Source organism: Glaciihabitans sp. GrIS 2.15 (assembly GCF_035984695.1).
Lineage (GTDB): Bacteria > Actinomycetota > Actinomycetes > Actinomycetales > Microbacteriaceae > Lacisediminihabitans.
This window is the reverse complement of the sequence record NZ_JAXCHU010000001.1, coordinates 408,183-435,173: the sequence shown is the minus strand read 5'-3', so window position 1 is coordinate 435,173 and position 26,991 is coordinate 408,183. Positions and strand designations below refer to the sequence as shown.

Below are 26,991 nucleotides of genomic sequence, written 5' to 3'. Positions count from 1 at the left end.
CGCCCCCAACTGCGGGGTTTCGGGGCGAAAGCGGCCGTTTCCTGGCGAATCTCCTGCGTTTTAGGTCACCAGCAACGCGAGGCGCGGCGAGGCGGCGTGCAGGGCGCGGGTCAGGCCGAGGGCGCGTCGATCGCCCCGCCGAAGCGACGGGTGCGCTGGGCGTAGAGCACAATCGCGTCCCACAGCTGCTCGCGGGTGAAGTCCGGCCAGAGCGTGTCGAGGAACACCATCTCGGCATAGGCGCTCTGCCAGAGCATGAAATTACTGGTGCGCTGCTCGCCGGAGCTGCGCACGAAGAGGTCGACATCCGGGAGCTCGGGCGCGTAGAGCCGCTTCTGGATGGTCTTCTCCGAGATGCCGGACGGTTTGAGTCGACCGGCGGCCACATCGTCGGCGATGCCGCGCACGGCATCCGCGATCTCGGTTCGCCCCCCGTAGTTGACGCACATCGTGAGGGTCAGCACCGAATTGCCGGCCGTCAGGCGTTCGGCGAACTGCAATTCATCGATGACGGATGCCCAGAGCCTGGGCTTCCGTCCCGCCCAGCGCACCCGAACGCCCCAGTCGTTCAGCTGGTCGCGTCGACGATGCAGCACATCGCGGTTGAAGCCCATCAGGAAGCGAACCTCGTCGGGCGAGCGCTTCCAGTTCTCGGTCGAGAAGGCATAGACGCTCAGGTGCTTCACCCCGATCTGGATGGCGCCGGCCACGACATCCAACAGCGAGGCTTCCCCCGCCTTGTGGCCTTCGACCCGGGTGAGGCCCTTGCCATTGGCCCAGCGTCCGTTGCCATCCATCACGATCGCGACATGCTCGGGAACGGCGTTCCTCGGGAGCTTCGGCGGATAGAGGCCGGTCCAGTCGACGGGGGTGAAGTCGACGGCGTCGCGATGCGTCTTGCGCACTGTCATGAGGTGACCCGCCGATCCACATGCTGGAGGGAGCGCAACCCCCGGTCGAGATGAAACTGCGTGTAAGCGGCAACGACGCCACTGGCCTGGGATCGGGTGCGGTCGTCCGCCTCATCCGCCGTTTCCCACTCACCGGTGAGCAGCGAGGAGAGCAGCAGGAGGGTCTTCGCATCGAGACGGGGCGCACCGGGCGGCGCGACGGCATCCGCGACCACCCCACCGAGCTGCACGACGAAGGCGGAGTGCGGGCCAGGCACGCCGGTGATGGCACAGTCATCGAAACTCGGGCTCCAGCCCGCGATCGACAGGGCGCGGAGCAGATAGGAGTCGAGGGTGAGGCTCGATCCGTGCTCGCGGCGGGCGAGCGAACGGAGCGCGCCGACCAACAACAGGTACTGCTGGAGGCTCGGTTCGCCCTCGGTGAGCTTGTCGGCCGTCTCGACCATGGCGCTCGCGGCGGTGTAACTTCCGTAGTCCGCGGTGATGTCCGCGCCATAGGAGCCGACGGATTCGGCCTGCGTGATGATGTCGAGACTGCGCCCTTCGTAGAGCTGCACATCGGCGACCATGAAGGGTTCGAGCCGCGCCCCGAACTTGGATGCCGTACGTCGCACGCCCTTGGCCACGGCGCGCACCTTGCCATGCTGGCGGGTCAGCATGGTGACGATACGGTCGGCCTCACCCAGTTTGTGGGTGCGCAGCACGACGGCTTCGTCACGATAAAGGGGCATCTGCCAATTATCGTCGTCGCGGCTGGGGAGACCCGCGTGCCGTGCCGTGGGAGCAATGACTGTGAACGCCAGCCCTGCGATCATTCCCCTCTGCGCCGATCTACTCTGCGCCGATTTACTCTGCGCCGATCTACTCTGCGCCGATCTGCCCTGCGCCGATCTACCCTGCGCCGATCTACTCGCCATCGCGGTCGGCGGAGTGCAGGGCGCCAAGTTCGCCGCGCAGTTCCGCGATCGCCGACTCGACCTGCTCCTCAGCCTGCTGATCGCCCCGATGCACGTCGGATCACTCTATGCAATCGCCTCTGTTTCGGGCGCCGGCACGCTGGTGACACCTGTCGCCCTTGATGCGCCGATATTCGTCACTGCGGTCGTCTGCACCGCGGTCACGTTCGGGGTGAGGGTGCTCGCCGTGCTCGTCAGATGGAGCCTGCCGGAGCAGTGACGCCTGGAGCGGATGCCGAGATGGCGACGACGCTCTGCTCGCCGGTGAAGGCGACGACCGCACGATCGATGAGGCGGCTGAGCAGCTCCGTATAGCTCACGCCGACGGCCTGCCACATGCGCGGATACTGGCTGAACGCGGTCAGTCCCGGCAGTGTGTTGACCTCGTTGATCGTGATCGTGCCGTCGGCCCCGAGGAAGAAATCCACGCGCGCGAGTCCCTCGCAGTCGAGGGTGCGGAAGGCCAGTATCGCGAGCTCCCTGAGCCGCTCGGTTGCAGCATCCGGGATCTGGGCTGGCACTTCGAGAGTCGCTCCTCCCCCGACCGTGTATTTGGCGGTGTAGTCGAAGAAGGCCGTGGAGTCCTCGGTGACGATGCGCAACGGTGCGCCGACGGCGAGGCTGCCGTCGAGCTGCTGGAGCACTCCGAGAGCCACTTCATCGCCAACGATTGTGGTCTGAATCAGAGCGGTCGAATCGTGTTCCAGCGCGAGAGCGACGGCAGCGGCCAGTGACTCGGCGGACTCGACTCGGCTGGCTCCAACGCTCGACCCCGAGCGGTTCGGCTTGACGAAGACGGGATACCCCAGCGCATCAGCGAGCGAGACCGCGTCGGCCACTGTGGCTCTCGTCACGGCAGAGGTTGGGATGGTCTGGATGCCGGCCAGCTCGAGCAATCGTTGGGCGAGGAGCTTGTCCATCGCGAGCGCACTCGAGAGCACTCCGCATCCCACATACGGGATGCGGGCGAGCTCGAGGAGGCCCTGCACCGTGCCGTCCTCGCCAAACCGGCCATGCAAAGCGGGAAAGACGACGTCCACCTGGTCGAGATCAGGAAAACGGGTTCCGTCGGTGGCATCGGCGAGAGCTTCCACGGATTCGAGGCGATGCCAGCTGCCCGCGCGGTCGATGCCAATGAGCACCGCTACGAATCGCAGCGGATCAAGGTGGGATGCCACGCTACGCGCGGAGCTGCACGACACTTCGTGCTCGCTGTTCGCCCCGCCGAAGATGATGCCAATGCGCTTCACAGGGAAGTCCTTTTCTCTGATTGGTGTGGCACCGGTCCATGCGGCCCGTGCGGGCAGGGGGTGGTGTCCGAAGCGGAGTACGGAGACTCCAACCGTGTCATGCTCCCAGAATACCGACGGGCGACGGCGACGGCCTTCGCCGCCGAATACGACCTCCTGGCCGGTTTACCTCTCTGGCTGGTACGTTCGACGGATATTCCGCCGCGCAATACCATCAGGTTCGATCCCAGAGCTCGAGGTAGTACTGCTGTCGAGCGGGGTCCGGCTCCACCCCGTAGGCCTCCAGAAACAGCCGCTCCCAACCCGGACCATAGTTGAGGGCCGTGTTGCGGGCAGCGACTGCGATATCCGACCACCGGTCTGCAACTCCGAGTCGTTGCAGGTCGACATGGGCGACGGCGATTCCGTCGTCGGAGAGCAGCGTATTGGGTGCACACGGGTCGCCGTGAGCGACCACCAACCGGTCCACCGAGGGGGATGACGCGAGGCCACCGACCCCGGAGAGGCCCCTGATCCGCGTGCCAGGAGACCAGTCGAACGGGCAGTCCGCCACCGGAAGGGCATCGTGCCAGTGACGCAGGCCGATCGCGAGTGCACGCACCGCACCGGCGGGATCGGCAATCCAGCGGGCGCTTACCGCGTTCGCCGCCTCGATTGCTCGCGTCACCAACGACTCGCCCTCGGGGGTTTCTTGGTAGTCGAGTACCACCGGCACCGGGGTGTGGGCGATCGCCCACAGCATCCGGTCCCGTTCTGCGGCGAGATCGAGTCCGAACCCGATGGGCGCCCATTTGACGAAAATGGATTCTGCGCCGATTCGCCCCCGGAAGGTCAGACCGCCGAGCTCATTGCGCCACACTGGCACAAGCGTCCCCAGTGCGGCGAGGGCGGGAGGTGGCGTGACGCAGTCGAATGGCCCCGCTTGCATGGTGTCAGCGTACACATCGCGCCGGCGTCTCTCGGCCGCACATCACCCGAGCCGCGCCGAGCACCCGAGCCGCGTTTCCTCGAATCACACCGCCACTCGGGCCACACCACCACTCTGCGCGCCCGCGAGTGACACCCGCGCCCGCATGTTTCGGCGCGGGTGTCACCCAGCGCAGCGGAGATACGCGCGCCCGCATGTTTCGGCGCGGGTGTCACCCAGCGCAGCGGAGACACGCGCGCCCGCACGTTTCGGCACGGGTGTCACCCAGCGCAGCGGAGACACCGGCGGCGAGCCCTACACCGAGGCCAGCTCCCGATCGCCCGACTCCGAGCGAACGGCCCGATTGACCGCCGAGACGACCGCCTTGAGGGATGCGGTGGAGATGTCCGCATCGATGCCGACGCCCCAGAGGCGCACGCCATTCACATTCAGGTCGACGTAGGCCGCAGCCAGGGCATCACCACCACCGCTGAGGGCATGCTCGACGTAGTCGTAAAGCTTGACCTCGACGCCCTGCTCGGTCAGCACGTTGAGGAAGGCCGCAATCGGACCGTTGCCGGTCGTATCGGTCGATACGAACTGCTCTCCAACCCGCAACTCGGTGTGAAGCGAAACAGTGCCAGACATGTCGCTCTGCGTGCGGGTGGAGGAAAGTTCGAACTGGCCCCACTTGTCCTCGGCCGACGCGGCCGGGAGGTATTCGTCCTGGAATATCTCCCAGATCTGGGCGCTGGTGACCTCGCCGCCCTCGGCATCCGTCTTGGCCTGAACGACACCGGAGAACTCGATCTGGAGCTTGCGAGGCAGGTCGAGAGCATGGTCGTTTTTGAGCAGGTAGGCGACGCCACCCTTGCCCGACTGCGAGTTGACGCGGATCACGGCCTCGTAGCTGCGCCCGAGGTCCTTGGGGTCGATCGGCAGGTACGGCACCGCCCAAACGAGGTCATCGACGGTGACGCCCTTGTCGGCAGCATCCGCGGCCATCGCCTCGAAGCCCTTCTTGATCGCATCCTGGTGGGAGCCGCTGAACGCGGTGTAAACCAGGTCACCGGCCCACGGATGACGCTCGGGTACCGGCAGTTGGTTCACGTATTCGACGGTGCGCTTGACCTCGTCGAGGTCGCTGAAGTCGATCTGCGGATCGATTCCCTGCGTGAACAGGTTGATTCCGAGCGCGACGATATCGACGTTACCGGTGCGCTCACCGTTGCCGAACAGGCAGCCTTCAATGCGGTCCGCTCCCGCGAGATAACCGAGCTCGGCGGCGGCCACCGCGGTACCACGGTCATTGTGCGGATGCAGCGAGAGGATGATGTTCTCCCGCTGGTCGAGGCGGCGCGACATCCACTCGATAGAGTCCGCATACACATTGGGGGTTGCCATCTCCACGGTGGCGGGCAGGTTGATGATGACCTTGCGCTCCGGGGTCGGCTCGAAGATCGCGATCACCCTGTTGCAGACCTCGAGCGCGAACTCGAGCTCGGTGCCGGTGTAGCTCTCCGGCGAATACTCGTAGAAGATCTCTGTGCCGGCAGTGATCAATTCGGCAGCCTTGCACAGCCGGGCGCCCTCGAGGGCGATGTTGATGATGCCCTGCTTGTCGGTGCGGAACACGACGTCCCGCTGCAGCACACTCGTGGAGTTGTAGAGGTGCACGATGGCCCGCTTTGCTCCGATGAGCGACTCGTAAGTTCGGGTGATCAGCGCGTCGCGGGCCTGGGTGAGCACCTGGATAGTGACGTCATCCGGAATCAGGTCGTCGTCGATCAGGCTGCGCACGAAGTCGAAATCCGTCTGGGATGCCGACGGGAAACCGACCTCGATCTCCTTGTAGCCCATGCGCACCAGGAGATCGAACATGATGCGTTTGCGCTCGGGGCTCATCGGGTCGATGAGGGCCTGGTTGCCATCACGCAGGTCGACAGCGCACCAGCGCGGTGCAACGGTGATGCGCTTGGACGGCCAGGTGCGGTCGGGCAAGTCCACGGTGAGGGTCTCGTGGTAGGCGCGGTACTTGTGGATCGGCATTGCAGAAGCCGACTGTGTGTTCTTCATTGTCTCGTTCTTTCGCTTGGTCTGAGATGGTCAGCCAACGGCGCTGTTGCAGCACCAGTCTCCGCGACGAGGGAGGCCTGGGTTAGGACTCGTCGCGGCAGCTAAGAAGGAGCAGACCGAACAGCACATCTCGAGGATAGCACCGCCCGCACCGGCAATCAGCTATCCCCGACCCCGCAGGAACCGCACCGTCTGAGGCACGCTCAGCGACGGAAGGTAGGCCCGGCCGAGCGCGGCGCCGATGGCCGGAAGGCGAAGCGGATCGGGGTAGGCCATGAGCATCGGCTTCAGTTCCGGCTTGAATTTCTGCTTGAAGTTGAAGAGCGACTGGAATCCGTAGACCGGCTCGAGGCTGCGCGCGAGGAAGTTCAGGAGACGATCCGTGCCGCCGGATTCCTCGGAGGTCGACTCTCGGCGTGCGAGCGGAGCGGCCGAGAGGCTCATGAACTCGATTCCGCGCTGTTGCATGATCAGCGCCGCAGAGGCGATGAGGAACTCCATCACCCCGTTCATGCTGCCGGGACGGCGCCGCATGAAATCCAGGGTCCAGCCCACGATCTCCCCGTCCCGGTAGCTGGGCATCCAACTCGTGACGGCTTCGACGACGTCGTCTTCGCCGATGGCAAGAAGTACCGCGACATCCGGATCGCGCAGTTCGTCCATACCTCCGAGGGTGAACCCGAGCTCTGGCAACTTCTTATCGGCCACCCAGGATTCGGAGATCGCCTCGATCTGCGCACTATGGGCAATGGAGAGCTTGCCCCAGGTGCCCCAGACGGCGTGAACCCCCAGTCGCTCGGCCCGGTTGATCGATGAGCGCACATCCTGCCAGCTTTTACCCTGGGTCGAGAAGGTAGCCGGATGCACGATGGTCTCTTCTGCGACCACCATTGTTGACCAGCCCATCGACTGGAATTGCGCATGAAAGACATTGTCGACGCTGTAGAAAACCGGGGTCCAGCCGTTGTCATCACAAAAAACCGAGAACTGCCGCACCGCTTCGGCTGCGAATTCGGGTCGGCCGAGCGGTCCGCCGATGGTGAGTGCCACACCGGAGACCACCCGGTACGCCAGCGCCGACTGACCGTCAGCGCTAAACCAATAATCGTTGCCGTCCCACAGCGCCATGTGCCCGATGGACCCACCACCCTCGAGCAACAGAATGCGAGCCCGATCCCGCTCCGCATAGCTGTAACGGATGCGTTCGGAGAAGAACAGCGGAACGGTCGCCGCGATGAGCACCAACCAAAATGTCGGTCCGATACCCTGGTAGAGCACGCGAGTAAGCGGTGCGACCGGGATGAAGGTCACCGTCTCAAGACGCAGGAAGCCCACCGGCACGAAGCGGTCCGGCAGGTCGAACAGCAGTTGCACCATGTCGGGTGCGGGGCGGAACTGCAGACGGTCGAGCCATCCGATCCCGAGGTAGAGCACACACAGGGCCACGAAGGTGCCAACGACGGTGAAAATAAACCGCACCATGGCGGCACGAGGGATACGCACCGTGAAGTGCCGGAGATTGGCTGCGATGAGCACCGCGACCGCGAGTGGCACAAGCACTGACACCGCAATGCGCGCCACCGGCTCGACGCCAGAGGCGTAGTCGGAGATCACCTCTGTGCTGCCCAATGCCGGGAGGAATCCGTAGTAGAACGCCGCGACGAGGGCGAGGAACAGGTTGACCGCAATGGCAATCAGAGCGGCGCTCCGACGCCCTCGCAGCATGCCGAGTGCCGCAACGATCAGCACCACGAGCGGCAGCGGCGCGAGCAACACCGTGCCGGGGCCGTTGATGCTCGCGAGATCGAGCTGGAGGCGGCATCCGGGTGACGTGACGTGTCCGAGGCAGTGATGCATGACCGTTTGCATGCGGGGCAACTGGTCGCGAAACAGCATGCCGAGCGGATGAAGCGGACCGTAGCTCGCCGGAGTGAAGATGCTGACGAATGGGCCGGCCGCGGTGATCATGAGCAACACGGCGGTGAGGCTTCGTGCCTCGTAGTGTGAGCTCCTCGCCCACCGGGCAGAGGGCCGAGTGTGCGCAAGCAGCATGCCGAGCAGGAGTCCCGCAACGGCGGCGATGATCCGGAACAGGTCGGAGGGCTGCCCGGAATACAGGAATACGATGCTGAGCGCGGCGAACCCCAGCAGGCGAACGCGGCGACGCCACAGTGGCCCGGCGAAGGCGCTTGCCGTGAGGAGCGTTCCCGAGATCGCGGTGAACGGGTCGAAGATCACTACCTCTTGGATCCGCACCGCCCAGATCTCGCGAGCGAGCAGCCCCGCAGCCTGGAGCAGCATGCCGACCCCCGCACCCACATAGGCGGTGACGACAAACGCCAGCAGCGTGCGCCACCAGCCCATCAGCCTCTCGGCCGCTCCGACGAGCACGACGAGTGCCGCCACTGAGAGGAGCAGTTCGAGGAGCCCCGAGGCAAAAAACACGGAAGTTATCGGAGAAAGAAAGTTATGAGTATCGAGGAAGGCGTCAAGCCCCGTCCCCAACTTCGGCCTCAGCGTCAATCGCGGCCCATGCAGCAGTGATCCTGTCACGAACGCAAGCGTCAACATGAGAGCCGCGAGCGAAAGGCTGGCTCGCCGCTTGGCGATCCATCGCGCCACTACAGTCCCCAGCGATCGCCCAGCAGAGGCATCGCTGTCCGGATCCCAAACTGCACCGTCTTCCAATCATGCGCGGTGCCCGGCGAGACCAAATGATGCATCGTCATCCCGGCAGCCTCTGCGGCTTTTGAGACAGCGGAGGATGCCACGCCGAACCGAGCATCATTTTGACCGATCACGAAAATCCCCAGGGTGTCCGTCCACGGCGCGCCCGAGGCAAGTAAAGACAGCGGCGTGGCGGCGTGGTACTGCGCAGCCGATCCGCCGAACGCACTGGCAATCGTGGCCGGAATCGAGCCGTGGTGCGGTGCGAGCTCGCCTGCGATGTCCAGGATGCTGCCAAAAAGCCCGCGATACTTCGTGCCGAGCTGGATCGAGCACGTACCACCCTGCGAGAAGCCGCCGATGGCCCAGTTGGCTCCGCTCGGTAGTACGTGCAGGTGGTGAGTGATCCAGTTAGTGACATCCACAGTGAGGTACGTCGCGGAATTACCGAGAACCGAATCAACGCACATCGGATTGAGCTGGGGAGATCCGAGTTGATCGGGGACCACCACGATCGGGGCTAACCCGCGATGTGCCGCTGCAAACCGATCGAGAATCGACGCCATAGCACCAGAGGTGATGAGATTTGACGGCCCCCCGGGCTGACCCGAAAGTAACTCGAGCATGGGGAGGCGCGGGGCGCCTGCCACGAGAGCCGCGGGCGGCAGATAGACCACGGCGCTGCGGGCGGCGAAGTGGGACACCGTCCCGGGGATGGTGACGTAGCCGACCGTTCCCACTTTGGGCAGGTCAGCCGGAGCGTGCCAGCTCTGTGCAAGGGACTCGGGAATCGTACTCGTGGGTGTCGACTGAGCCGCGGGTAGGGCGAGCTTGCCAATGGCATTAACCCCAAGAGCCGAGCCGAGTGTCGGGAACTCCGCGACATCCACATTCACCCCGATCGCCCCCGCGAAGGCGAAGATTATGACGGACGCGCTGCCGACGACCACTCGCCAGGCGCGGGCCCGCCAGAGGCCGGCGATGGCGAAGCCGATGCCGCCGACTCCGAGAGCGAACCACATCCGGGTGATCAGGGTAAGCGCCACCCCGAAGCTGTTCCAGACATCACTCACCAGCCACGCAAGAATGAGGCCGACGCCCGCGCCAGCGAGTGCACCGAGCAACTGGATGGGCAGCCAGCGACGCACGGGACGACGGGTCGCAAGCACCACCAGGATGACGGCGGCAAGTGCGTACACGATGATCGGGAATGGCCCTGTCTCAAGACGAAGGTCGAACAGTTGATGCGACATCGGGTTCCCCTTACACAGACGCAACAATTGCGCACACTCATTATGAGCACGTGACCGGGCGCGGAAACGGGCCTGACGGCCTAACTGTGAGACCCTTCAGGGAAGTCCTGCGGTTAGCTGGTCGACTGCTGTGACCGCTGCCGACGATGTCATGCTATTGCACCGCGAGGGCCGCGACCGGCACGACGCGGGTGGCCCGGCGCGACGGTGCGACGGATGCCACGAGCGTGAGCACCGCGGCCGCCCCCGCCAGGATCGCGAGGAGTCCCACCGGGACCGAAGGGAGCACGAGGCCGGGTGACCCGGTGATCGATCCGAGCAGTGACTGGGCACCGGCCCACCCGTAGAAAGTGCCGAGTACGAGCCCGACGAGCGTGGCCGCGATCGTTAATTGGGCGCTCTCGGCGAGGATCATCTCCCGCACCTGCCGAGCGGTGAAGCCGAGCGCCCGGAGAAAGCCGAGTTCCCGCGTGCGTTGCAAGACGCTCAGTGAGATGTTATTCACCATGCCGACGGCGGCGATGAGCGCGCTGAACCCCATGAGCACTGAGAACACGACCACGGTGACCCCCAGCATCTGGTCAACCCCCTGGTACACCTCGGGGTTGGTCTTCTGGGCTTCCCGGATGATCACCTGGTAGGTCTCGACACAGACCGCAAACATCGTGACAAGAGTGATGCCGATGACCAGTCCGATCGTGGTGCGTGAACTGCGCTCGGGATAGCGCACCGCGTTCTCCGCGGCGAGCCGTGCCGGGGCGCTGCGTCCGAACATCCGCCCGGTGAGTCTCAGCGCAACCGGCATCACCAGTTGCGACCCGAGCACGACCCCGGTGAAAGAGAACAGTCCGCCGACCACGCCGACGAGCACTCCGACGGGGTTCACCATGCCGATGATCATGCCGAGCACGAGTAGAGCGCCGCCGAACGCGAAGAACACGACGGCGACGACGTTGCGACCACGATTGCCGGCCGCCTCATCGAGTGACTTTTCTACCGCTCCTCCCGTCGCCTGTATCGGAGAGACGTGCAGCACGCGCCGTGAGCCGATCCACGACGCGAGCCAGGTCGTCAGCATCACCGCGACGATCGGCAGTGCGATCACCGGCTCGATGAAGCGGTAGTTCGCCGTCGGCATGAGCCCGGTCGCGACGGACACGCTGATGAGCGCGACAGTGGTGCCGGTGCCGATGAGAGCGCCGAGCAGGGATCCGACCGCTCCAACGGCCAGGCCCTCCCGAGCGACCGCCCGCCGCTGGGCCGCCGCACTCGAGCCGATCAGGCGGTAGAGCGCGATCGTTCGGGTGCGACCGGCGATGATCGTCGCGAAGGTATTGGCGGTCACGATCGCACCGACGTACACCGCGATCGCGATGAACACCGAAGCGACGATCTGAAGCATCACCGCGACGGTGTCGCTCGATCCGGTGACGCTGTCAGCCGAGATCAGCTCGGCGAGGACGCCCGTAGTCTCGAGTAGGCAGACCCCGAACGCCGCGCTGAGGGTGACGACGAGAATACTCGGGATGTGTTCGGAGAGTGGGCGGCTCATGCGGCCGTCTCCATCGAAAGCATAAAACGGGAGATCTCGTCGGCAGTGGAGCGCGCGCGATCGTCGACGACACGTCCGTCGGCGAGGAAGAGAATGCGATCGGCGTAGCTCGCGGCGATCGGGTCATGGGTGACCATCGCGATGCTCTGGCCGTATTCGACACTCGCCGCCCCGAGCAGGGCGAGCACCTCGCGTCCGGTGCGGGAGTCGAGGTTGCCGGTCGGCTCGTCGGCGAAGACCAGATCGGGCCGGGTGCCGAGCGCCCGGGCGATGGCGACACGCTGCTGCTGCCCGCCCGAGAGCTCATGGGGGCGGTGTTTCAGGCGGTCGCCGAGACCGAGCGAGTCGATCAACCTGCCGATCCAGGCCCACTCGTCGCGAGTGGGGCGCCGTCCGTCGAGTTCGAAGGGCAGCAGGATGTTGCCTCTCACGTCGAGCGTCGGAACGGGGTTGAACGACTGGAACACGAAGCCGACCCGCCGTCGTCTCAGGATGGTGAGATCGGAATCAGCCAGTCCGGTGATCTCGGTATCGCCGAGCCACGCCGTGCCTGACGTGGCCGTGTCGAGTCCGGCCATGATGTGCATCAGCGTGGATTTACCCGATCCACTCGGACCCATGATGGCGGTGAATTCGCCAGAGCGGATACCGATGGAGACATCGTCGAGCGCGGTGACCGTGTTGGAGGCCGATCCGTAGGACTTGGTGAGGTGGGAGACCCGGGCTACGAGCCCTGCTTCGGAATGGGGGAATGACATACTTCGACGCTAGTTTCGCTGCCCGGTGAGAGCATCGGGCGCAGGTCTCGACCGCTGTACATCGAGCGGATGATCTCGCCACTGCGCAGTCAGGTGTTCAACCCGTTCTCGAAGGCGAAGACCACGAGCTGAACCCGGTCGCGCAGACTGAGTTTGCCAAGGATGCGGCTGATGTGCGTCTTCACGGTCGCCTCACTCAGGTACTCCCCCGACGCGATTTCGGCATTGCTGAGTCCCCGTGCGGCGAGTTGGAAGATGTCCCGTTCCCGCGCGGTCAGCTGGTGGAAGACCGCCGGGGCCACCGGGCGAGCACCTGCGGGTGCGAAGTGCTCGAACAGCTCCCGGGTAGCGGATGCCGCGATCACGGCATTCCCCGCGTGCACCGTTCGGATCGCCGCGAGCAGAAACTCGGGGTCGGCGTCCTTCAGCACGAATCCGCTCGCTCCCCCTCGGATCGCGCGGGTCGCCGCTTCATCGAGATCGAAGGTGGTGAGCACGATGATGCGGGGAGGACTGTCGCCGAAGGCATCTGCTCGCTTGAGCACCTCAATGGTGGCGGCGATGCCATCCATCACCGGCATCCGGATGTCCATCAGGATCACATCGGGGCGAGCTTCGGCGGCCATCGCCACGGCCTCGATGCCGTTGCCGGCCTCTCCCACGACCTCGAGATCGGCCTGAGAATTGACAAGCATGCGCACGCCGGCGCGAAAGAGGGACTGGTCATCGACGAGCCCGACGCGGATGGCGCTCATCACGCGACCTCCTCGAGGCTCAGGGGAATCATTGCGGTGACGATCCACCGCCCGTCGTCGACCCCCGCGGAGAAAGTGCCGCCGACCAGTACCGTCCGCTCACGCATTCCCGCGAGACCGTGGCCGCCAGGGTTGGCATCTTCCGCGCCCAGCGAAACGCTGATCGCACTCGAAATGACGAGGCGGAGGGTGTCGATATTCCACGAAAAGATAAGCCGCACCTCCTGCTCGGTATCGCCATGACGCAGGGCATTCGTGAGAGCCTCCTGGGTGATCCGGTAGACCGCGAGCTGCTGAGCGGTGCCAAGCGGTCGATCCTCGCCGACGGTCTCCCGGCTCACTGAGAGACCCGAGCTGCGCAGCTGATCGACCAAAGCGTCGAGATCGGCGAGCATGGGCTGCGGAGTCTCACCCTGGGTGTGCCGCAGCTGCCCCAGAAGGATGCGCACGTCGCCGAGCGCTTCCCGTGCGGTCGTCGAGATGGTCGTCAGCGCCACATCCACCGTGTCCGGATCGGATTGCCGGGCGTATCGCGCCCCATCCGCCTGCGCGATCACCACCGCGAGCGAATGCGCGACAACATCGTGCATGTCCCGGGCGATACGGTTGCGCTCCTGCTCGACGATGACATCCCGTTCGGCGACTACCTGGGCCTCGCGACTCTGCCGGGATCGGCGCACCGCCCGGGCAAGGAGACCAAGGGTCCACGACAGCCCGAGGGTGGCGAGGCAGCCGAAGAGAAGAAGCACCCCGCTCGACAGCATCGACGGCAGGCTGGACAGGTTGACACCGAGAGGATTGCGTCCCGCGTTGAAGAACACCAGGTAGAACGTTGCGATAAACGAGCCGAGGATCGCGGACGCGAGTCCCACCCAGCGCAGGACAGGACCTCCATAGGAGGCGGTGGCGAAGAGGATCGCCAGCACAGCCAGGTCGAATGGCTGCGGCGCTTCGAGCGCGGAGGCTATTTGCAGGATGGCGCCTAGCCAGGCTCCACCGAGCGCGAGACCCGGACTCAGCCGCCGAAGAGCCAAAGCTGTTGAGAAGATGAGGAGAAGAAGCGCGGAGACGTAGCCGGTCCTGGTCGTGAATTGACTCGCGAACTGCACGAGGAGGAATACGGCAGCAATCGACAGGTCGGTGGCGACCTGGTAGCGGCGGAGCGTGCGAAACATCCCTCAACCGTAGGCGGATCGTGCGACCTCCGAGGCGCTCCGGCGGGAAATCATCCTCGAGGTGTAGCCTGCCTCGGCCTCGACGGCCGAGCGCTCAGAATCCGAGTCGCCCGAGCTGTTTCGGGTCGCGCTGCCAGTCCTTGGCCACCTTCACCCGGATCGACAGGAAGACCTGTTTCCCCACGAGCGGCTCGATCTCGGCTCGGGCGCGAGCGCCGACATCCGCGAGCCTCGAACCCTGGTGTCCGATGATGATGCCCTTCTGGCTGTCGCGCTCCACGAAGAGGTTGGCATAGATTTCCAGCAGATCCTTGTCGTCCCGCTCGATGATGTCGTCGATAGTGACCGCAATCGAGTGAGGAAGCTCGTCTTCGACGCCTTCGAGCACAGCCTCGCGCACCAGCTCGCTGATCCGCGATTCGAGGCCTTCCTCGGTTACCGTATCGGCCGGATACAGAGCCGCGGAGACGGGAAGCAGCTTGATCAGTTCGGCGGCCAGTGTGTCGAGCTGGATGCGGCTGGTTGCCGAGACCGGAATGATTGCCTCCCACTCGCGCAGTTCCGACACCGCGAGTAGCTGCGCCGCTACCTGGGGCCGCGAGGTGGCGTCGATCTTCGTGACGATGGCCACCTTTTTTGCGCGGGGAAAGGAATCGAGCTGTTCGTTGATGTAGCGATCCCCCGGTCCGATCTTCTCGTCGGCTGGCATGCAGAAGGCCACGACATCCACATCGCCAAGGGTGGTCTGCACGATACTGTTCAGGCGCTCCCCGAGCAGGGTGCGCGGGCGGTGCATCCCGGGAGTGTCCACGAGGATCAGCTGCCCGTTCGGGAAGTGAGCGATGCCCCGGATGGCGCGACGAGTGGTCTGCGGCTTTGAGGAGATGATCGCCACTTTCTCACCGACCAGCGCGTTCGTGAGCGTGGACTTGCCCACGTTGGGCCGCCCGACGAAAGACACAAAACCCGCTCGAAACTCCGAAGCACTGTCATTGGTCAGCGACACGCTCAATCACCATCTTCTCTGCTCTTGGCTTCTCTGGATTTGGTTTCCCGTGACCTGGCTTCTTTGGCCTTGGCTTCTTTGGACTTGGCTTCCTTGAAGGTGGGCAGCCTGAAGGCAGCCTGCGCATCGCTGAGAGCCTGGTCGCGCTCAACCAACACTGTGCTCAGGCGCTTGCGTCGACCTTCCGTGCGTTCGGCAGTGAGGATGAGTCCAGAGTGGGTTGCGACCGATCCGGGCAGCGGGAGTCGGCCGAGGGCCTTGGTGATGAGTCCACCGACGGAATCGACATCATCATCATCGAGGTCGATCTCGAATAGCTCGCCGAGTTCGTCGACCGGTAGGCGCGCGCTCACCCGGTAGCGACCATCTCCGAGATCCTCGTATTCGATGACCTCCTGGTCGTACTCATCCGAGATGTCCCCGACCAGCTCTTCGATCAGGTCTTCGAGTGTCACGAGCCCGGCGATTCCGCCGTACTCGTCGACGACCATCGCGAGATGGTTGGACTCCAGCTGCATCTGGCGCAACGTGTCATCGGCCTTTTTAGACTCGGGGATGAACTGGGCCGGGCGCACCAGGGATTCGAGAGTCACTGAGTCGAGACCCCGGGGTCGCTCGTAGGTAAGGCGTGCGACATCGCGCAGGTAGAGCACGCCTCTCACCTCGTCGACGTCGACGCCGATCACCGGCACGCGGGAGACACCACGACTGAGGAAGAGCCCCATCGCGGCGCCGATGGACTCGTCACTATCGATTGTCACCATGTCGGTGCGCGGTATCATCACCTCGCGCACGACCGTATCGCTGAATTCGAAGATGGAGTGGATGAGCGCGCGATCGTCTTCTTCGAGCACCTCGAGTTCGGTGGCCTCGTCCACCATGCTCAGCAGTTGCTCCTCAGAGGAAAAAGTCGCGGTGCGCCCCGGGGTGACCCGGTTTCCGATAGCCACGAGAGCCGCGGCAATCGGACCGAGGAGCACCCGGATGCCGTGCACACTCCACGCGCTCGCTCGCACCACGGCCCGGGCGTGTACCCGTCCGACACTTCGCGGGCTTGACCCCACGAGCACGAAGGAGGCCAGGGTCATGATGAAGGCGGACGCGAGCAGTGCCAACCACCACTGGGAGAACAGGTAAGCGAACGCGAGGGTCACAAGCACCGCGGCGGTGGTCTCGGCAACCACGCGCATGAAATTGACGGCGTTCACATGAGCGCCGACATCCGCCGCAATCGCCGTGAGAGATTTGCGAGCACGGGATGTCGACGCGATTTCGAGAAGGTCCGCGCGCGACAGCACACCGAGGGCGGCATCGGCTGCGGCGAGATACCCGGCGAAGACAACCAGAAGAACAGCCACGCCGACGAAGAGCGCAATCATCGGGAGACTATTTCGATCGACGTTCGGCGAGGGTGAAGCCGGTGAGGATCTCACGCTGGATGCCGAACATTTCTTTCTCCTCATCCGGTTCGGCATGGTCGAACCCCAGCAGGTGAAGGATGCCGTGGGTCGTCAGCAACAGCATCTCGTCAAGCGGGCTGTGGCCGGCGGCTTCCGCCTGCGATACAGCGACCTGCGGGCAGAGCACGATGTCACCGAGCAGTCCCGCCGGCGTCATCGACTCCTCGGTACCCGGGCGCAATTCGTCCATGGGGAAGCTGAGCACGTCGGTGGGCCCCGGCTCGTCCATCCACTGGAGGTGCAGCTGCTCCATAGCGCCCTCGTCCACGAGGACGATCGCGAGTTCGGCGTCCGGGTGCACGTGCAGGAAGTCCAGGGCGTAGGTGGAGAGTCGCTGCAGGGCGACCTCATCCACCGGAATAACGGACTCGTTGTTGATCTCGATGCTCACTGACGACCCCTGTTGTCGGAATTCTGGGCGGCCTCGCGGGTGCTCAACGTGTCGAAACGCGCGGCCTGCCGCTCTGCATCGTACTTGGTGTACGCGTCGACGATGCGCCCGACGAGGTTGTGGCGTACCACATCCTCGCTGGTCAGCCGGGCGAAATGGATCTCGTCGATCCCGTCGAGCACGCGTGTGACGAGTTGCAGGCCGCTGGACCCGGCGGGTAGGTCGATCTGGGTAATGTCGCCCGTGATCACCATTTTCGAGCCGTGACCGAGCCGGGTGAGAAACATCTTCATCTGTTCGGGCGTCGTGTTCTGGGCCTCGTCGAGCACGATATAGGCGTTGTTCAGCGTGCGGCCACGCATGTACGCCAGCGGAGCGACCTCGATCGTGCCGGCGGCGAGCAGCTTGGGTACGACCTCCGGATCCATCATCTCGTTGAGAGCGTCGTAAAGGGGACGCAAGTACGGGTCGATCTTGTCGGTGAGCGAGCCGGGGAGGTAGCCGAGGCGTTCGCCAGCTTCAACCGCAGGGCGAGTGAGGATGATCCGCTCGACTTCTTTGCGCTGCAGCGCCTGCACGGCCTTCGCCATGGCGAGATAGGTCTTACCGGTGCCTGCTGGTCCGATGCCGAACACGATCGTGTTTTCGTCGATCGCGTCGACGTATTCCTTTTGGCCGAGGGTTTTCGGCCGGATGCTCTTGCCGCGGCTGGTGAGGATGGCCTGGCTGAGCAACTCCGCTGGGCTCACTCGATGGTCGGTGGCGAGAATCTTTGCAGACTCCGTGACACTGCGCTCGTCCAGCACGTTCTCGCCGTGTTCATGGTCGCTGCGCACCATCATGACCAACTCCTCGATAAGCCGCACGGCGGCGGACAGTTGACGAGCGTCGCCGTCCAGGGTGATTTCGTTGCCGCGCACGAGCACGGAGACTTGCGGATACTGGTTTTCAATCGCCTTCAAAAGCCGATCCTGCGGACCGAGCAGTCGTACCATCGCAACTCCGTCAACACGAATGACGGCGTGTTGCGCGGAGTTAGCCTCGGGAGATCGGGCAGAGGTGGAATCGCTATTGGCCAAGGGTTCCTTCGGGAAGAGGCCCACCGAGCAGGTGGGCATGAACGTGGAAGACGGTCTGCCCGGCGAGCGGGCCGGTATTGAAAACGAGGCGGTACTGCCCGCCGCAGTGATCGTCGGCGAGCTGTTGCACGATCGCTACGAGCTCGGCGAGCAGCGCCGGGGCTGCAGCTGCCAGCTCCGTCACGTTGGCGAATTCCGCAGTCTTCGGCACCACGAGCAGATGCACGGGAGCCTTCGGTGCGATGTCCCGAAACGCGATGATGCGCTCGTTTTCGAAAACGATATCCGCCGGTATCTCGCGCGCGATTATGCGCGTGAAAAGGGAGGGCTCCACTGTTATCGCCATGCCTCAAGGGTACGGGACGCCGCCGACCCGCGACCGGAATTAGCTGGGAACACTGCGACAGCGCCGTGTGGTGAGCTGCTCGTTCTGCGCTTCTGGGTCCTGCGCTTCTGGGTTCCGCGCTTCTGGGTTCCGCGCGTCTGGGCTCCGCAGTAGTGCTGCGCATCTGCCGTCGCACGCTGCGCATCTCGAGTTCTGGGCGAGATCCACAAGCCGGCTCCCAACGGCGAGAAACCCTTCTTAGCCCGCGCGCGCGGGAGGGACTTTTCAACAATCGACGTGGAAAGGAGGGAGTTTTGAGCGGATTAACTATTTTCCCCTCCCGCGGGGGTCACGTGAACACGCAGGCGCATAGGACGGCGAACGCGCAGGACCGCAGGACCGCAGGACCGCAAGACCGCAAGACCGCAAGACCGCAAGACCGCAAGACCGCAAGACCGCAAGACCGCAAGACCGCAGGACCGCAGGACCGCAGGACCGCAGGACCGCAGGACCGCAGAGCGTAAGGACGCTACCAGCGCCCGAGTCGGGCGCTCAGTACTGCGACCGCTGCAGGCCCGGCAGTCGAGGTGCGAAGAATCGTGTCCCCAAGCCGTACCGCCGTGGCGCCGGCAGTCTCGAGTCGGCTGAGCTCCGACGGCGCGATACCGCCCTCCGGTCCAACGACGATCACCACATCACGATGATCGGGCTCGAGCGCACTCAGCGTGAGTTCTGCCGTCGGCTCGAGAAGGAGCATCCGTGTCACCTTCGCCAGGGCGACGAGCACGGAGAGGGATGCGAGATCGCCGACCTCTGGAACCCACGACCGCACCGACTGCTTGCTGGCCTCGCGCACGATTGCGCTCCAGCGATCGTGCCCCTTGCGCACCTTCGCGCCCTCCCACTTGACGATCGAGCGCTGGGCAGACCAGGGGATAACGCCGTCGATACCGAGCTCCGTGGCCTGCTGTACCGCCTGCTCGTCGCGGTCGCCCTTGGCGAGAGCCTGCACGAGCCACATGGCCGGCGAGGCCGGCGGAGTCTCGACGACGGTCTCGACCGCCACGACGAACTCGGTGTGCTCGGCCGAGACCACCGTGCCCGAGACCATCAGTCCCGCGCCGTTACCGATCGAAATCGGCTCCCCTGCGGCGATCCGGCTGACGGTCACCGCGTGCCGGGCTTCGGCCCCGCCGACGGTCAATCGCTCGCCGACCACCGCCGAAACCAACCCTTCGCTCAGGTAGAAATGCGCCATGCGATCAGATGTTGAGGAAGCGGTCACGCAGCTTCTGGAACAGCCCCTGCTGGAAGTGCGTGAGAGTGGGAGCCGCGCCCTTACGGGTGGTCGCGAACTGCTTGATGAGATCCTGCTCCTTGTGGTTGAGCTTCACCGGGGTCGTCACCTGCACGCCAATCTTGAGGTCTCCGCGACCGCTGCCGCGAAGATGAGTGACTCCGCGATCCTTGATCGTGATGACCTCTGCACTTTGCGTGCCCGGCCGGATCTCCACCGAAACGTCGCCATCGAGGGTCTTGAGCGTCGTCCTGGTACCAAGGATGGCATCCGTCATCTGCACTTCGAGGGTGGCGAGGATGTCGTCGCCGTTGCGGCTGAAAACGTCGTGGTGACGTACCTTGATCTCGAGGTACAGGTCACCGGCGGTGCCTCCCGCCGGGCCGACCTCTCCCTGGTTCGGCATCTGCAGGCGAAGTCCCGTGTCGACTCCGGCCGGGATATCGACCGGGATGCTGCGGCGCGCACGCACGCGGCCCTGGCCCTGGCAGGTGGGGCAAGGGTTCGGGATGACGGTGCCGTAGCCGCGGCAGGTGCCGCAGGGACTCGATGTCATGACATTGCCAAGGAGGCTGCGAACGGTGCGCTGGATCTGGCCGCTGCCGTGGCAGATATCACACGTGACCGGAGTCGTTCCCGGCGCACAGCACGAACCGTCGCAGGTCTCGCACAGCACGGCGGTGTCCACCTCAATGTCCCTCGTCGTGCCGAAGATGATCTCGTCGAGGTCGACCTCTACGCGCACCAGCGCGTCCTGGCCGCGTTCGCGACGCGAACGCGGTCCGCGGGTCTGGCCTCCCCCAAAGAAGGACTCGAAAATATCACCGAAGCCACCGAAGCCCGCTCCGCCCTGGCCGCCGAAGCCGGTCTGCGGGCCGAGGTCGTACTGCTGCCGTTGCTGCGCATCGGAGAGTACGTCGTAGGCATGCGTCACGAGCTTGAACTGCTCTGAGGCATCCGCTCCCGGGTTTACGTCGGGATGCAGCTCCCGGGCAAGGCGACGGTACGCCTTCTTGATCTCATCGGTCGTCGCACTGCGATCGACACCGAGTACTTCGTAGTGGTCAGCCACTCAATTTCCTTCTAGTCTTTAGTCCTCGCCGAGCAGGCGGGACAGGTAGCGGGCGACAGCTCTCACGGCCGCGATGTTGTTCGAATAGTCCATGCGGGTTGGCCCGATCACGCCCAAGCGTGATACCTCTCCACCGGAGCTCGCGTAGCCCGTTGTCAGCACCGAAGTCTCCCCGAGGCCGAACGACTCATTCTCCTTGCCGATCGACACCGAGAAGCCGTTGTGATCTGGCTCCATCTCTCCGAACAGCCGCAGCAGGGTCACCTGCTCCTCGATGGCCTCGAGAACAGGGTAGATGCTGCCGCTGAAGTCTTCCTCGGTGCGCACGAGATTCGCGGTTCCGGCCATGACCAGCCTGTCCTGGCGGTTCGCCAGTACCTGCTCGATCAGCGCGGAGGCGATGCGTCCGACGGCAGTTGCCTGGTCGGGCGGAAATTGCTCGGGAAACAATGCCAGTTTCTCGGCCGCTTCTGCGAGCCCGAGTCCTCCGAGCGTGGCGTTGAGGCGAGTTCCGAGGTCCCCGAGAAATGCCTGATCCAGCTCGGCGGACACGTCGAGCAGTCGTTGTTCCACGCGACCGGTGTCGGTGATGAGCACCGTCATGACTCGGGATGACGCCAATCGCACCAGTTCGACGTGACGGATGCGCGAGCGAGAAAGCGAGGGATACTGCACGAGCGCCACCTGGTGGGTGAGCTGGGAAAGCAGCCTCACGGTGCGACCGAGCACTTGGTCGAGGTCGGCGGACGCCCCGAGAAAGGTCTCGATGGCCGTGCGCTGGGCCGGACTGAGCGGACGGAGGTCGGCGAGCTGGTTGACAAACACGCGGTACCCCTTATCGGTGGGGATGCGGCCAGAAGACGTGTGCGGCGCCGCGATAAGTTCTTCCTCTTCGAGCAGCGCCATATCGTTGCGGATGGTTGCGGCTGACACACCAAACGAATGGCGGTCGACGATCGATTTCGATCCGACCGGCTCGCGCGAGGCGACATAGTCCTGCACGATGACGCGAAGCACATCGAGGCCTCGTTCTGACACCATCCCGACCACCCTGCTCTCTCCACAACGCCGATTCCGCGCAACGGGTGGCTGGCACTCGATGCTACAGACTGCCAATTGTACCGTGACACACTATGGCCGAGGCATTGCACGCACCGTGACGAGAGCGCTACCTTATGCATGTACTCGCGCACAGCTCTCGATCGGGGGTCGTGCGAGATCATGCAGGATGTCCGTCCTGTTAGCAACCAGGATCGACCCGCTTACCGAAAGGCTCTGCACATGACCGACCCCTCCTACCAGCCAGCCGCCCCGCAACCGGCGGCTCCCTTGACCGAAGCGGATGACCGTCAATGGGCTTCGTTCGCACATCTCGGCGGAATCATCGGTTTCCTTCCCTCGCTGATCATCTGGCTCGTTTTCAAGGACCGCGGCAGCTTCACCAATAGCGAGGCGAAGGAAGCACTGAACTTCCAGATCACCGCGGCGATCGCCCAGGTGGCGATCCAGATCGTCGCCACAATCCTCGGCGTGATCACTTTCGGAATCGGCTTCCTCTTCAGCGGCCTCGCTTGGGTGGTCATCATCCTCAGCATCGTCTTCTCGATCATTGCGTTCCTGAAGGCCAAGGACGGCTTCCCCTACCGCTACCCGTTCGCCCTTCGGCTCATCAAGTAACCGCCTCTTTCAGCACGCCCGGTCGCACACGCGACCGGGCATGTTGCTTTAATGGGCGGATGTCAGAAAACACGCCGAACCCCTACCAGACAACCCAACCGCTCAGCCCGAGCGACGAGAAACTCTGGGCGACGCTCGTGCACCTCGGCGCGATCTTCTTCCACTTCCTGCCAGCCCTGATCGGTTACTTTCTGCTTCGGGACCGCGGTCCGTTCATTCGGGAGCACACCCGCGCCGCTCTCAACTTTCAGCTCACCGTATTGCTCGGCTACGTCGTCGGGTTATTCACACTCTGGATCTTTATCGGCTCCCTCGTGCTGATCGCGGTCGTCGTACTCAACATCGTGTTCAGTATCATTGCCGCGATCGCCGCCAACCGCGGGGAGCTCTACACCTACCCGGTGGCACTCACGTTCATCGCGAGTTAGTCCGGTCGCAGGGGGCGAATCTATTCGAGCAGGCGTCGAACAACGGCATCTGCGAGCAAGCGACCGCGCAGGGTGAGTACCAGCGTTCCCCGGATCGCGGACGCCCCGTCGACCAAACCGTCGCCGATCAGGCCGGCGATGGACGTGCGTGCGCCAGCGGGCAGCGTTGAAATGACCAGCCCTTCACGGATGCGGGTTCCGAGAAGCACGCTCTCCACCCGACGGGTCTCGTCATCGAGGGTTTCCCGCCCGGCTGCCGGTGACAGGCCTTCACCGATGCGGTCGCCGTAGGCGGCGGGGTGTTTCACATTCCACCAGCGCACCCCCCCGATGTGGCTGTGTGCGCCTGGTCCGATTCCCCACCAGTCGTGTCCCTGCCAGTAGGCGAGATTATGCCGGGAGCGATGTTCCGCGAAGTCCGCGGACGACTCGCGCGACCAGTTGCTCACCTCGTACCAGTCGTAGCCGGCGGCGCCAAGCAACTCATCTGCCAGCTCGTACATATCGGCCTGCAGGTCTTCGTCGGGCTGCGCCACCTCGCCTCGCCGGATCTGCCTGGCGAGTTTCGTGCCGTCCTCCACGATGAGGGAATAGGCCGAAACATGATCGGGACGCTCTGCGATGGCGTATTCGAGCGACTCACGCCAATCGGCGAGGGATTCCCCTGGCGTTCCATAGATCAGGTCGAGACTCACGCCGAGGCCGGCGTCCCGAGCCCACTGCACCACGAGCGGCACGCGCTGGGGATCGTGAGTGCGCTCGAGAGTCGCAAGCACGTGCGGCACGGCCGACTGCATGCCGAACGACACGCGAGTGAAACCCGCGCGGGCGAGCGAACGGAGGTAGTCGGCATCCACTGAGTCGGGGTTAGCCTCGGTCGTGATCTCGGCCCCGTCCACCAGTCCCCAGGTGTCTACGACCGCCGCGAGCATCGCCGCAAGATCGCTGACAGGGAGCATCGTGGGAGTTCCGCCGCCGAAGAAAACCGTGGATGCGTGCCGGTCCGGCAACTCGGCACGACTCATCACCTGACGGGCAAAAGCGAGCTCCTCGATCGCCTGGCCGGCGAAATCCGTGCGCTTCGCTCCGCGCAACTCGTCTGAGGTGTAGGTGTTGAAGTCGCAGTATCCGCAGCGAACCCGGCAGAACGGCACGTGGAGGTAGACCCCAAAGTTGCGTTCGGCCGCACCGATGGTGACGGATGACGGCAGCGCGCCGTCCGGGGGTGCGGGATCAGCGAGCGGGAGGGCGCTCGGCATCAGGCTCCGGAGGCTGGCGGAAGTACACCGGAGAGCGACTCGAAATACCGACGCGTGTAATACAGCTGGGAGAGCCGGAGCACCGGGTAGACGATCCACCAGAGGGCATTCGCGGGGCGGGAGAAGGCGCTGATCTCCAGCCAAACCGAGCCGTCTTCCGTTTGCTCGACGATGAACGATTCTTCGCCACTCTCGGGATGCCCCGGAAGCGTGCCGTAGGCGAAACCCTTGCGATTCAGGTCGTCCACGACATAGACGACGCGCGCCGGGGCGGTGACGTGGAATGGGCCGAAGGGGATCCCGAGCAGGACCGAGTCCCCCGGCACGATGAAGGGGTCGCCGTCCGGCCCGAAGACGATCTCATCGGTAGCGAGTGCCGTGGCAATCGGAGCGCCCACCTCGTCGAAGGCGACGGGTACGTAGGTCTGGTCGCTGACTGCGGCCGGGACATCCGCGACGTCGATGTGGAATCCGCTATTGCGCTGGATACCCCACGACATCACCTCGTTCCAGGCATAGTCCCACCGTGCATCGCCGTGCCCGATCCGGGTGCGCTGTCGGAACGGACGATACCCGGCGGGAGGCTTGGCTAGGAGATCGGACGACTGGGTCGCACCCACGGTCGCGTAGGTGACTGCCCGCTCCCAGAGCGGCAACTTCGCGGACATCTAGGAACGACTGATCATCGGAACGGATGGCGCGGGCATGGCCCGATTCTACCGGCGCCGCGCCCGCCTTTTCGCTTCGATCAGGACTGACTGCTAGCCGAGAGAACGGCTCGGCACCCGACCCGAACCCGCAAGCTGGTCGGCGTCGAGGGCGAAGAGGTCGCGCGCTCCCCCGGTGGCAGCGCCAAATAGGCCGGCGGACTGGGGAAGAAGCTGCTCGGCATAAAACCTCGCGAGCACAAGCTGGGTGTCCGCCAGGTCGGCATCACCCGTTGACACGCCCGCGAGAGCCGAGCGTGCCATCAGCCAGCCACCCACGGTGAGTCCCCACATGCGCAGGTACGGTGACGAGCCGGCGAGCACGGCGTTCGGGTCGGACTGGCCGGTGCGAAGCATCCATCCGGTTGCTGCCTCGAGCGAGTCAAGCTGGGTGCGCAACTGCACGCGGATGCTGGCGAAGTCATCTCCAGCTGCGGCAAGCTCCGTATCGATCTCACGCATCGTCGCGATGAACTCAAGGAAGGATGCGCCGCGGCGCACAGCGAGCTTGCGGCCCACAAGGTCGGCGGCCTGGATGCCGTTAGTGCCTTCGTAGATCGGCGTGATCCGGACATCGCGGAAATGCTGGGCCGCACCCGTCTCTTCGATGTAGCCCATGCCGCCGTAGACCTGCACGGCGAGTGAGGTGAGCTCCACCCCGAGGTCGGTGCCGAACGACTTGCTGATCGGGGTGAGCAGTCCCACGATCTCGGCCGCCCGCACTCGCGCCGCTTCATCGGTGCTGTGGGTGCTGAGGTCGATCTGAACCGCGTTGAAGAGCACGAGACGACGCAGCGCAGAGAGATAGGCCTTCTGCGTCATGAGCATGCGACGAACGTCGGGGAAGTCGATGATGGGCGAGTCAACGGTTGCACCGATCGCCTTACCCTGTTTGCGCTCCGTGGCGTAAGCGAGGGAGCCTTGATAGGCGCGCTCCCCGATCGAGAGCCCCTGAGTGCCGACCGAGAGTCGCGCGCTATTCATCATGACGAACATGATGCGCATGCCGAGGTTCTCCTCGCCGATGAGGTAGCCGGTGGCGTCTTCGTAGGAGAGCACGCAGGTGGGAGCACCGTGGATACCGAGCTTGTGCTCGATCGATAGGCAGGAGACACCGTTGTGTTCGCCAAGCGAGCCGTCTTCGCGCACGGGGAACTTGGGCACGATGAAACAGGAGATGCCGCGGGTGCCGGCCGGGGCTCCCGGAGTGCGCGCCAGCACGAGGTGAACGATCTGCTCGGTGAGGTCGTGCTCACCATAGGTGATGTAGATCTTCTGCCCGGTGATGGCGTACGTGCCGTCACCTTTGGGGACGGCGCGGGTGGTCAAGGCCCCAACGTCCGAACCCGCCTGGGGTTCGGTGAGGTTCATCGTGCCGGTCCACTCGCCGCTGATCATCTTCGGCAGGTAGGTCTTTTTCTGGGCGTCGTCGCCGTAGTGGAGGAGGGCGTCGATCGCGCCCTGGGTGAGCAGCGGGCAGAGCGCAAACGCCATGTTGGACGAACCGAGCATCTCCTGGATGGCGAGCCCAACTGACCACGGGAATCCGCCACCGTCAAACTCTTCCGGGAACGGCACGCTGCCCCAGCCGGCGTCGACGTATTGCCGATAGGCAGACTTGAAGGCCGCCGGTGTGCGCACGGTGCCGTCAGCGTCGCGCTGCGCACCCTCAACATCCCCGGGCTGGTTGGTCGGAGCCACGACCTTCACCATGAAGTCGCCACAATCCTCGAGGAGCCCGACGACGGTGTCCAGATCGGCGTGCTCGTAGCCGGGAAGTGCGGCGACCTGCGGATACCCCACCACGTGCTCGAGGACGAAGGCGAGGTCGGAAACGGGGGGACGGTAATCGCTCATGTTCGTGACCCTAGTGCCCTGCCGTCGCACGCTCACGAACGTTGTGCCGACTCACAAAGGACGGTGGGCGGGCACTCGAGTTTGTTGTCCTTGGTCTCCGTGTCGGCCGCCCGCGAGGGATGCCCGCCGACCCCCGACGCGATCTCGCCGCGCGCCGCTCGCCGCGCAGAATC

The 26,991-nt window shown here is 64.5% G+C and carries 25 protein-coding genes; 3 read left to right on the top strand and 22 right to left on the bottom strand.

What is annotated here, in order from left to right:
• Positions 1 to 110: 110 nt before the first annotated feature.
• Both RCH11_RS02090 and recO read right to left on the bottom strand, forming a co-directional pair.
• On the bottom strand, positions 111 to 911 hold the full coding sequence (locus tag RCH11_RS02090) for an isoprenyl transferase (RefSeq protein ID WP_327055324.1): 801 nt from the start codon (positions 909 to 911) through the stop codon (positions 111 to 113).
• Positions 908 to 1,642, bottom strand: coding sequence for a DNA repair protein RecO (gene recO, locus RCH11_RS02085; RefSeq protein ID WP_327055323.1), 735 nt, complete (start codon positions 1,640 to 1,642; stop codon positions 908 to 910). The genes RCH11_RS02090 and recO overlap by 4 nt, the downstream gene beginning before the upstream one ends.
• Before the next feature lie 55 nt (positions 1,643 to 1,697).
• Here recO and RCH11_RS02080 point away from each other — a divergent pair, with 55 nt between their 5' ends.
• Positions 1,698 to 2,087 (top strand): hypothetical protein, encoded by a 390-nt coding sequence (locus tag RCH11_RS02080; protein ID WP_327055322.1) that lies wholly within the window; start codon positions 1,698 to 1,700, stop codon positions 2,085 to 2,087.
• On the opposite strand, the gene RCH11_RS02075 is transcribed toward RCH11_RS02080, so the two are convergent.
• The 17 genes from RCH11_RS02075 to hrcA form a co-directional block, all read right to left on the bottom strand.
• Positions 2,062 to 3,117 carry a D-alanine--D-alanine ligase family protein gene (locus RCH11_RS02075; RefSeq protein WP_327055321.1) on the bottom strand — a complete coding sequence of 352 codons (1,056 nt, stop codon included), beginning with the start codon at positions 3,115 to 3,117 and terminating at the stop codon, positions 2,062 to 2,064. The two genes, RCH11_RS02080 and RCH11_RS02075, sit on opposite strands and share 26 nt — an antisense overlap.
• 214 nt (positions 3,118 to 3,331) lie before the next feature.
• Positions 3,332 to 4,045 (bottom strand): aminoglycoside 3'-phosphotransferase, encoded by a 714-nt coding sequence (locus RCH11_RS02070; protein ID WP_327055320.1) that lies wholly within the window; start codon positions 4,043 to 4,045, stop codon positions 3,332 to 3,334.
• Positions 4,046 to 4,339: 294 nt separating this feature from the next.
• Positions 4,340 to 6,100 carry a 2-isopropylmalate synthase gene (gene leuA, locus RCH11_RS02065; RefSeq protein WP_327055319.1) on the bottom strand — a complete coding sequence of 587 codons (1,761 nt, stop codon included), beginning with the start codon at positions 6,098 to 6,100 and terminating at the stop codon, positions 4,340 to 4,342.
• Positions 6,101 to 6,262: 162 nt separating this feature from the next.
• Entirely contained in the window at positions 6,263 to 8,653 is a 2,391-nt protein-coding gene (locus RCH11_RS02060; RefSeq protein WP_327055318.1) for a bifunctional lysylphosphatidylglycerol flippase/synthetase MprF, read from the bottom strand.
• 68 nt (positions 8,654 to 8,721) lie between these two features.
• A complete protein-coding gene (locus RCH11_RS02055; protein WP_327055317.1) occupies positions 8,722 to 10,020 on the bottom strand; it encodes an alpha/beta hydrolase in 1,299 nt (432 codons plus the stop codon).
• A gap of 154 nt (positions 10,021 to 10,174) precedes the next feature.
• Positions 10,175 to 11,572: an ABC transporter permease gene (locus tag RCH11_RS02050; RefSeq protein ID WP_327055316.1), complete on the bottom strand. Its 1,398-nt coding sequence runs from the start codon at positions 11,570 to 11,572 to the stop codon at positions 10,175 to 10,177.
• On the bottom strand, positions 11,569 to 12,330 hold the full coding sequence (locus RCH11_RS02045) for an ABC transporter ATP-binding protein (protein WP_327055315.1): 762 nt from the start codon (positions 12,328 to 12,330) through the stop codon (positions 11,569 to 11,571). The genes RCH11_RS02050 and RCH11_RS02045 overlap by 4 nt, the downstream gene beginning before the upstream one ends.
• A gap of 89 nt (positions 12,331 to 12,419) precedes the next feature.
• On the bottom strand, positions 12,420 to 13,085 hold the full coding sequence (locus RCH11_RS02040) for a response regulator transcription factor (protein ID WP_327055314.1): 666 nt from the start codon (positions 13,083 to 13,085) through the stop codon (positions 12,420 to 12,422).
• Positions 13,085 to 14,260, bottom strand: a complete 1,176-nt coding sequence (locus RCH11_RS02035; protein ID WP_327055313.1) for a sensor histidine kinase — start codon at positions 14,258 to 14,260, stop codon at positions 13,085 to 13,087. The genes RCH11_RS02040 and RCH11_RS02035 overlap by 1 nt, the downstream gene beginning before the upstream one ends.
• A gap of 94 nt (positions 14,261 to 14,354) precedes the next feature.
• A complete protein-coding gene (gene era, locus RCH11_RS02030) occupies positions 14,355 to 15,272 on the bottom strand; it encodes a GTPase Era (protein WP_327055312.1) in 918 nt (305 codons plus the stop codon).
• Complete coding sequence (locus tag RCH11_RS02025; protein WP_327055311.1) at positions 15,269 to 16,645, bottom strand: hemolysin family protein; 1,377 nt, start codon at positions 16,643 to 16,645, stop codon at positions 15,269 to 15,271. Before RCH11_RS02025 ends, era begins: the two co-directional genes overlap by 4 nt.
• Before the next feature lie 7 nt (positions 16,646 to 16,652).
• A complete protein-coding gene (gene ybeY / locus RCH11_RS02020) occupies positions 16,653 to 17,117 on the bottom strand; it encodes an rRNA maturation RNase YbeY (RefSeq protein ID WP_327055310.1) in 465 nt (154 codons plus the stop codon).
• Complete coding sequence (locus tag RCH11_RS02015; RefSeq protein WP_442788984.1) at positions 17,114 to 18,196, bottom strand: PhoH family protein; 1,083 nt, start codon at positions 18,194 to 18,196, stop codon at positions 17,114 to 17,116. Before RCH11_RS02015 ends, ybeY begins: the two co-directional genes overlap by 4 nt.
• Positions 18,186 to 18,542 (bottom strand): HIT domain-containing protein, encoded by a 357-nt coding sequence (locus RCH11_RS02010; RefSeq protein WP_327055309.1) that lies wholly within the window; start codon positions 18,540 to 18,542, stop codon positions 18,186 to 18,188. The genes RCH11_RS02015 and RCH11_RS02010 overlap by 11 nt, the downstream gene beginning before the upstream one ends.
• A 508-nt stretch (positions 18,543 to 19,050) precedes the next feature.
• The gene (locus RCH11_RS02005; protein WP_327055308.1) at positions 19,051 to 19,779 is read right to left on the bottom strand and encodes a 16S rRNA (uracil(1498)-N(3))-methyltransferase; all 729 of its coding nucleotides are present in this window, start codon (positions 19,777 to 19,779) and stop codon (positions 19,051 to 19,053) included.
• 4 nt (positions 19,780 to 19,783) lie between these two features.
• Positions 19,784 to 20,890 carry a molecular chaperone DnaJ gene (gene dnaJ, locus RCH11_RS02000; protein WP_327055307.1) on the bottom strand — a complete coding sequence of 369 codons (1,107 nt, stop codon included), beginning with the start codon at positions 20,888 to 20,890 and terminating at the stop codon, positions 19,784 to 19,786.
• A gap of 18 nt (positions 20,891 to 20,908) precedes the next feature.
• Complete coding sequence (gene hrcA / locus RCH11_RS01995) at positions 20,909 to 21,931, bottom strand: heat-inducible transcriptional repressor HrcA (RefSeq protein ID WP_327055306.1); 1,023 nt, start codon at positions 21,929 to 21,931, stop codon at positions 20,909 to 20,911.
• A gap of 240 nt (positions 21,932 to 22,171) precedes the next feature.
• Between hrcA and RCH11_RS01990 the strand changes: the two genes are divergently transcribed.
• Together RCH11_RS01990 and RCH11_RS01985 are read left to right on the top strand one after the other, a co-directional pair.
• Positions 22,172 to 22,567, top strand: a complete 396-nt coding sequence (locus RCH11_RS01990; protein ID WP_327055305.1) for a DUF4870 domain-containing protein — start codon at positions 22,172 to 22,174, stop codon at positions 22,565 to 22,567.
• Positions 22,568 to 22,626: 59 nt separating this feature from the next.
• Positions 22,627 to 22,995: a DUF4870 domain-containing protein gene (locus RCH11_RS01985; RefSeq protein WP_327055304.1), complete on the top strand. Its 369-nt coding sequence runs from the start codon at positions 22,627 to 22,629 to the stop codon at positions 22,993 to 22,995.
• 20 nt (positions 22,996 to 23,015) lie between these two features.
• On the opposite strand, the gene hemW is transcribed toward RCH11_RS01985, so the two are convergent.
• The 3 genes from hemW to RCH11_RS01970 all read right to left on the bottom strand — a co-directional run bounded on the left by hemW (position 23,016) and on the right by RCH11_RS01970 (position 26,818).
• Positions 23,016 to 24,254, bottom strand: a complete 1,239-nt coding sequence (gene hemW / locus RCH11_RS01980; protein WP_327055303.1) for a radical SAM family heme chaperone HemW — start codon at positions 24,252 to 24,254, stop codon at positions 23,016 to 23,018.
• Complete coding sequence (locus RCH11_RS01975) at positions 24,254 to 24,922, bottom strand: DUF1990 family protein (RefSeq protein WP_327055302.1); 669 nt, start codon at positions 24,920 to 24,922, stop codon at positions 24,254 to 24,256. Before RCH11_RS01975 ends, hemW begins: the two co-directional genes overlap by 1 nt.
• Positions 24,923 to 25,015: 93 nt before the next feature.
• Positions 25,016 to 26,818, bottom strand: coding sequence for an acyl-CoA dehydrogenase (locus RCH11_RS01970; protein WP_327055301.1), 1,803 nt, complete (start codon positions 26,816 to 26,818; stop codon positions 25,016 to 25,018).
• Positions 26,819 to 26,991 lie beyond the last annotated feature (173 nt).

Excerpts from the sequence above, each read along its gene's own strand:
- RCH11_RS02090 (WP_327055324.1), bottom strand. The coding sequence starts at position 911 with ATGACAGTGCGCAAGACGCATCGCGACGCCGTCGACTTCACCCCCGTC.
- recO (WP_327055323.1), bottom strand. The coding sequence starts at position 1,642 with ATGCCCCTTTATCGTGACGAAGCCGTCGTGCTGCGCACCCACAAACTG.
- RCH11_RS02080 (WP_327055322.1), top strand. The coding sequence starts at position 1,698 with ATGACTGTGAACGCCAGCCCTGCGATCATTCCCCTCTGCGCCGATCTA.
- RCH11_RS02070 (WP_327055320.1), bottom strand. The coding sequence starts at position 4,045 with ATGCAAGCGGGGCCATTCGACTGCGTCACGCCACCTCCCGCCCTCGCC.
- leuA (WP_327055319.1), bottom strand. The coding sequence starts at position 6,100 with ATGAAGAACACACAGTCGGCTTCTGCAATGCCGATCCACAAGTACCGC.
- RCH11_RS02055 (WP_327055317.1), bottom strand. The coding sequence starts at position 10,020 with ATGTCGCATCAACTGTTCGACCTTCGTCTTGAGACAGGGCCATTCCCG.
- RCH11_RS02050 (WP_327055316.1), bottom strand. The coding sequence starts at position 11,572 with ATGAGCCGCCCACTCTCCGAACACATCCCGAGTATTCTCGTCGTCACC.
- RCH11_RS02045 (WP_327055315.1), bottom strand. The coding sequence starts at position 12,330 with ATGTCATTCCCCCATTCCGAAGCAGGGCTCGTAGCCCGGGTCTCCCAC.
- RCH11_RS02040 (WP_327055314.1), bottom strand. The coding sequence starts at position 13,085 with ATGAGCGCCATCCGCGTCGGGCTCGTCGATGACCAGTCCCTCTTTCGC.
- RCH11_RS02035 (WP_327055313.1), bottom strand. The coding sequence starts at position 14,260 with ATGTTTCGCACGCTCCGCCGCTACCAGGTCGCCACCGACCTGTCGATT.
- RCH11_RS02025 (WP_327055311.1), bottom strand. The coding sequence starts at position 16,645 with ATGATTGCGCTCTTCGTCGGCGTGGCTGTTCTTCTGGTTGTCTTCGCC.
- RCH11_RS02010 (WP_327055309.1), bottom strand. The coding sequence starts at position 18,542 with ATGGCGATAACAGTGGAGCCCTCCCTTTTCACGCGCATAATCGCGCGC.
- RCH11_RS02005 (WP_327055308.1), bottom strand. The coding sequence starts at position 19,779 with ATGGCGCATTTCTACCTGAGCGAAGGGTTGGTTTCGGCGGTGGTCGGC.
- hrcA (WP_327055306.1), bottom strand. The coding sequence starts at position 21,931 with ATGGTGTCAGAACGAGGCCTCGATGTGCTTCGCGTCATCGTGCAGGAC.
- RCH11_RS01990 (WP_327055305.1), top strand. The coding sequence starts at position 22,172 with ATGACCGACCCCTCCTACCAGCCAGCCGCCCCGCAACCGGCGGCTCCC.
- RCH11_RS01985 (WP_327055304.1), top strand. The coding sequence starts at position 22,627 with ATGTCAGAAAACACGCCGAACCCCTACCAGACAACCCAACCGCTCAGC.
- hemW (WP_327055303.1), bottom strand. The coding sequence starts at position 24,254 with ATGCCGAGCGCCCTCCCGCTCGCTGATCCCGCACCCCCGGACGGCGCG.
- RCH11_RS01975 (WP_327055302.1), bottom strand. The coding sequence starts at position 24,922 with ATGTCCGCGAAGTTGCCGCTCTGGGAGCGGGCAGTCACCTACGCGACC.
- RCH11_RS01970 (WP_327055301.1), bottom strand. The coding sequence starts at position 26,818 with ATGAGCGATTACCGTCCCCCCGTTTCCGACCTCGCCTTCGTCCTCGAG.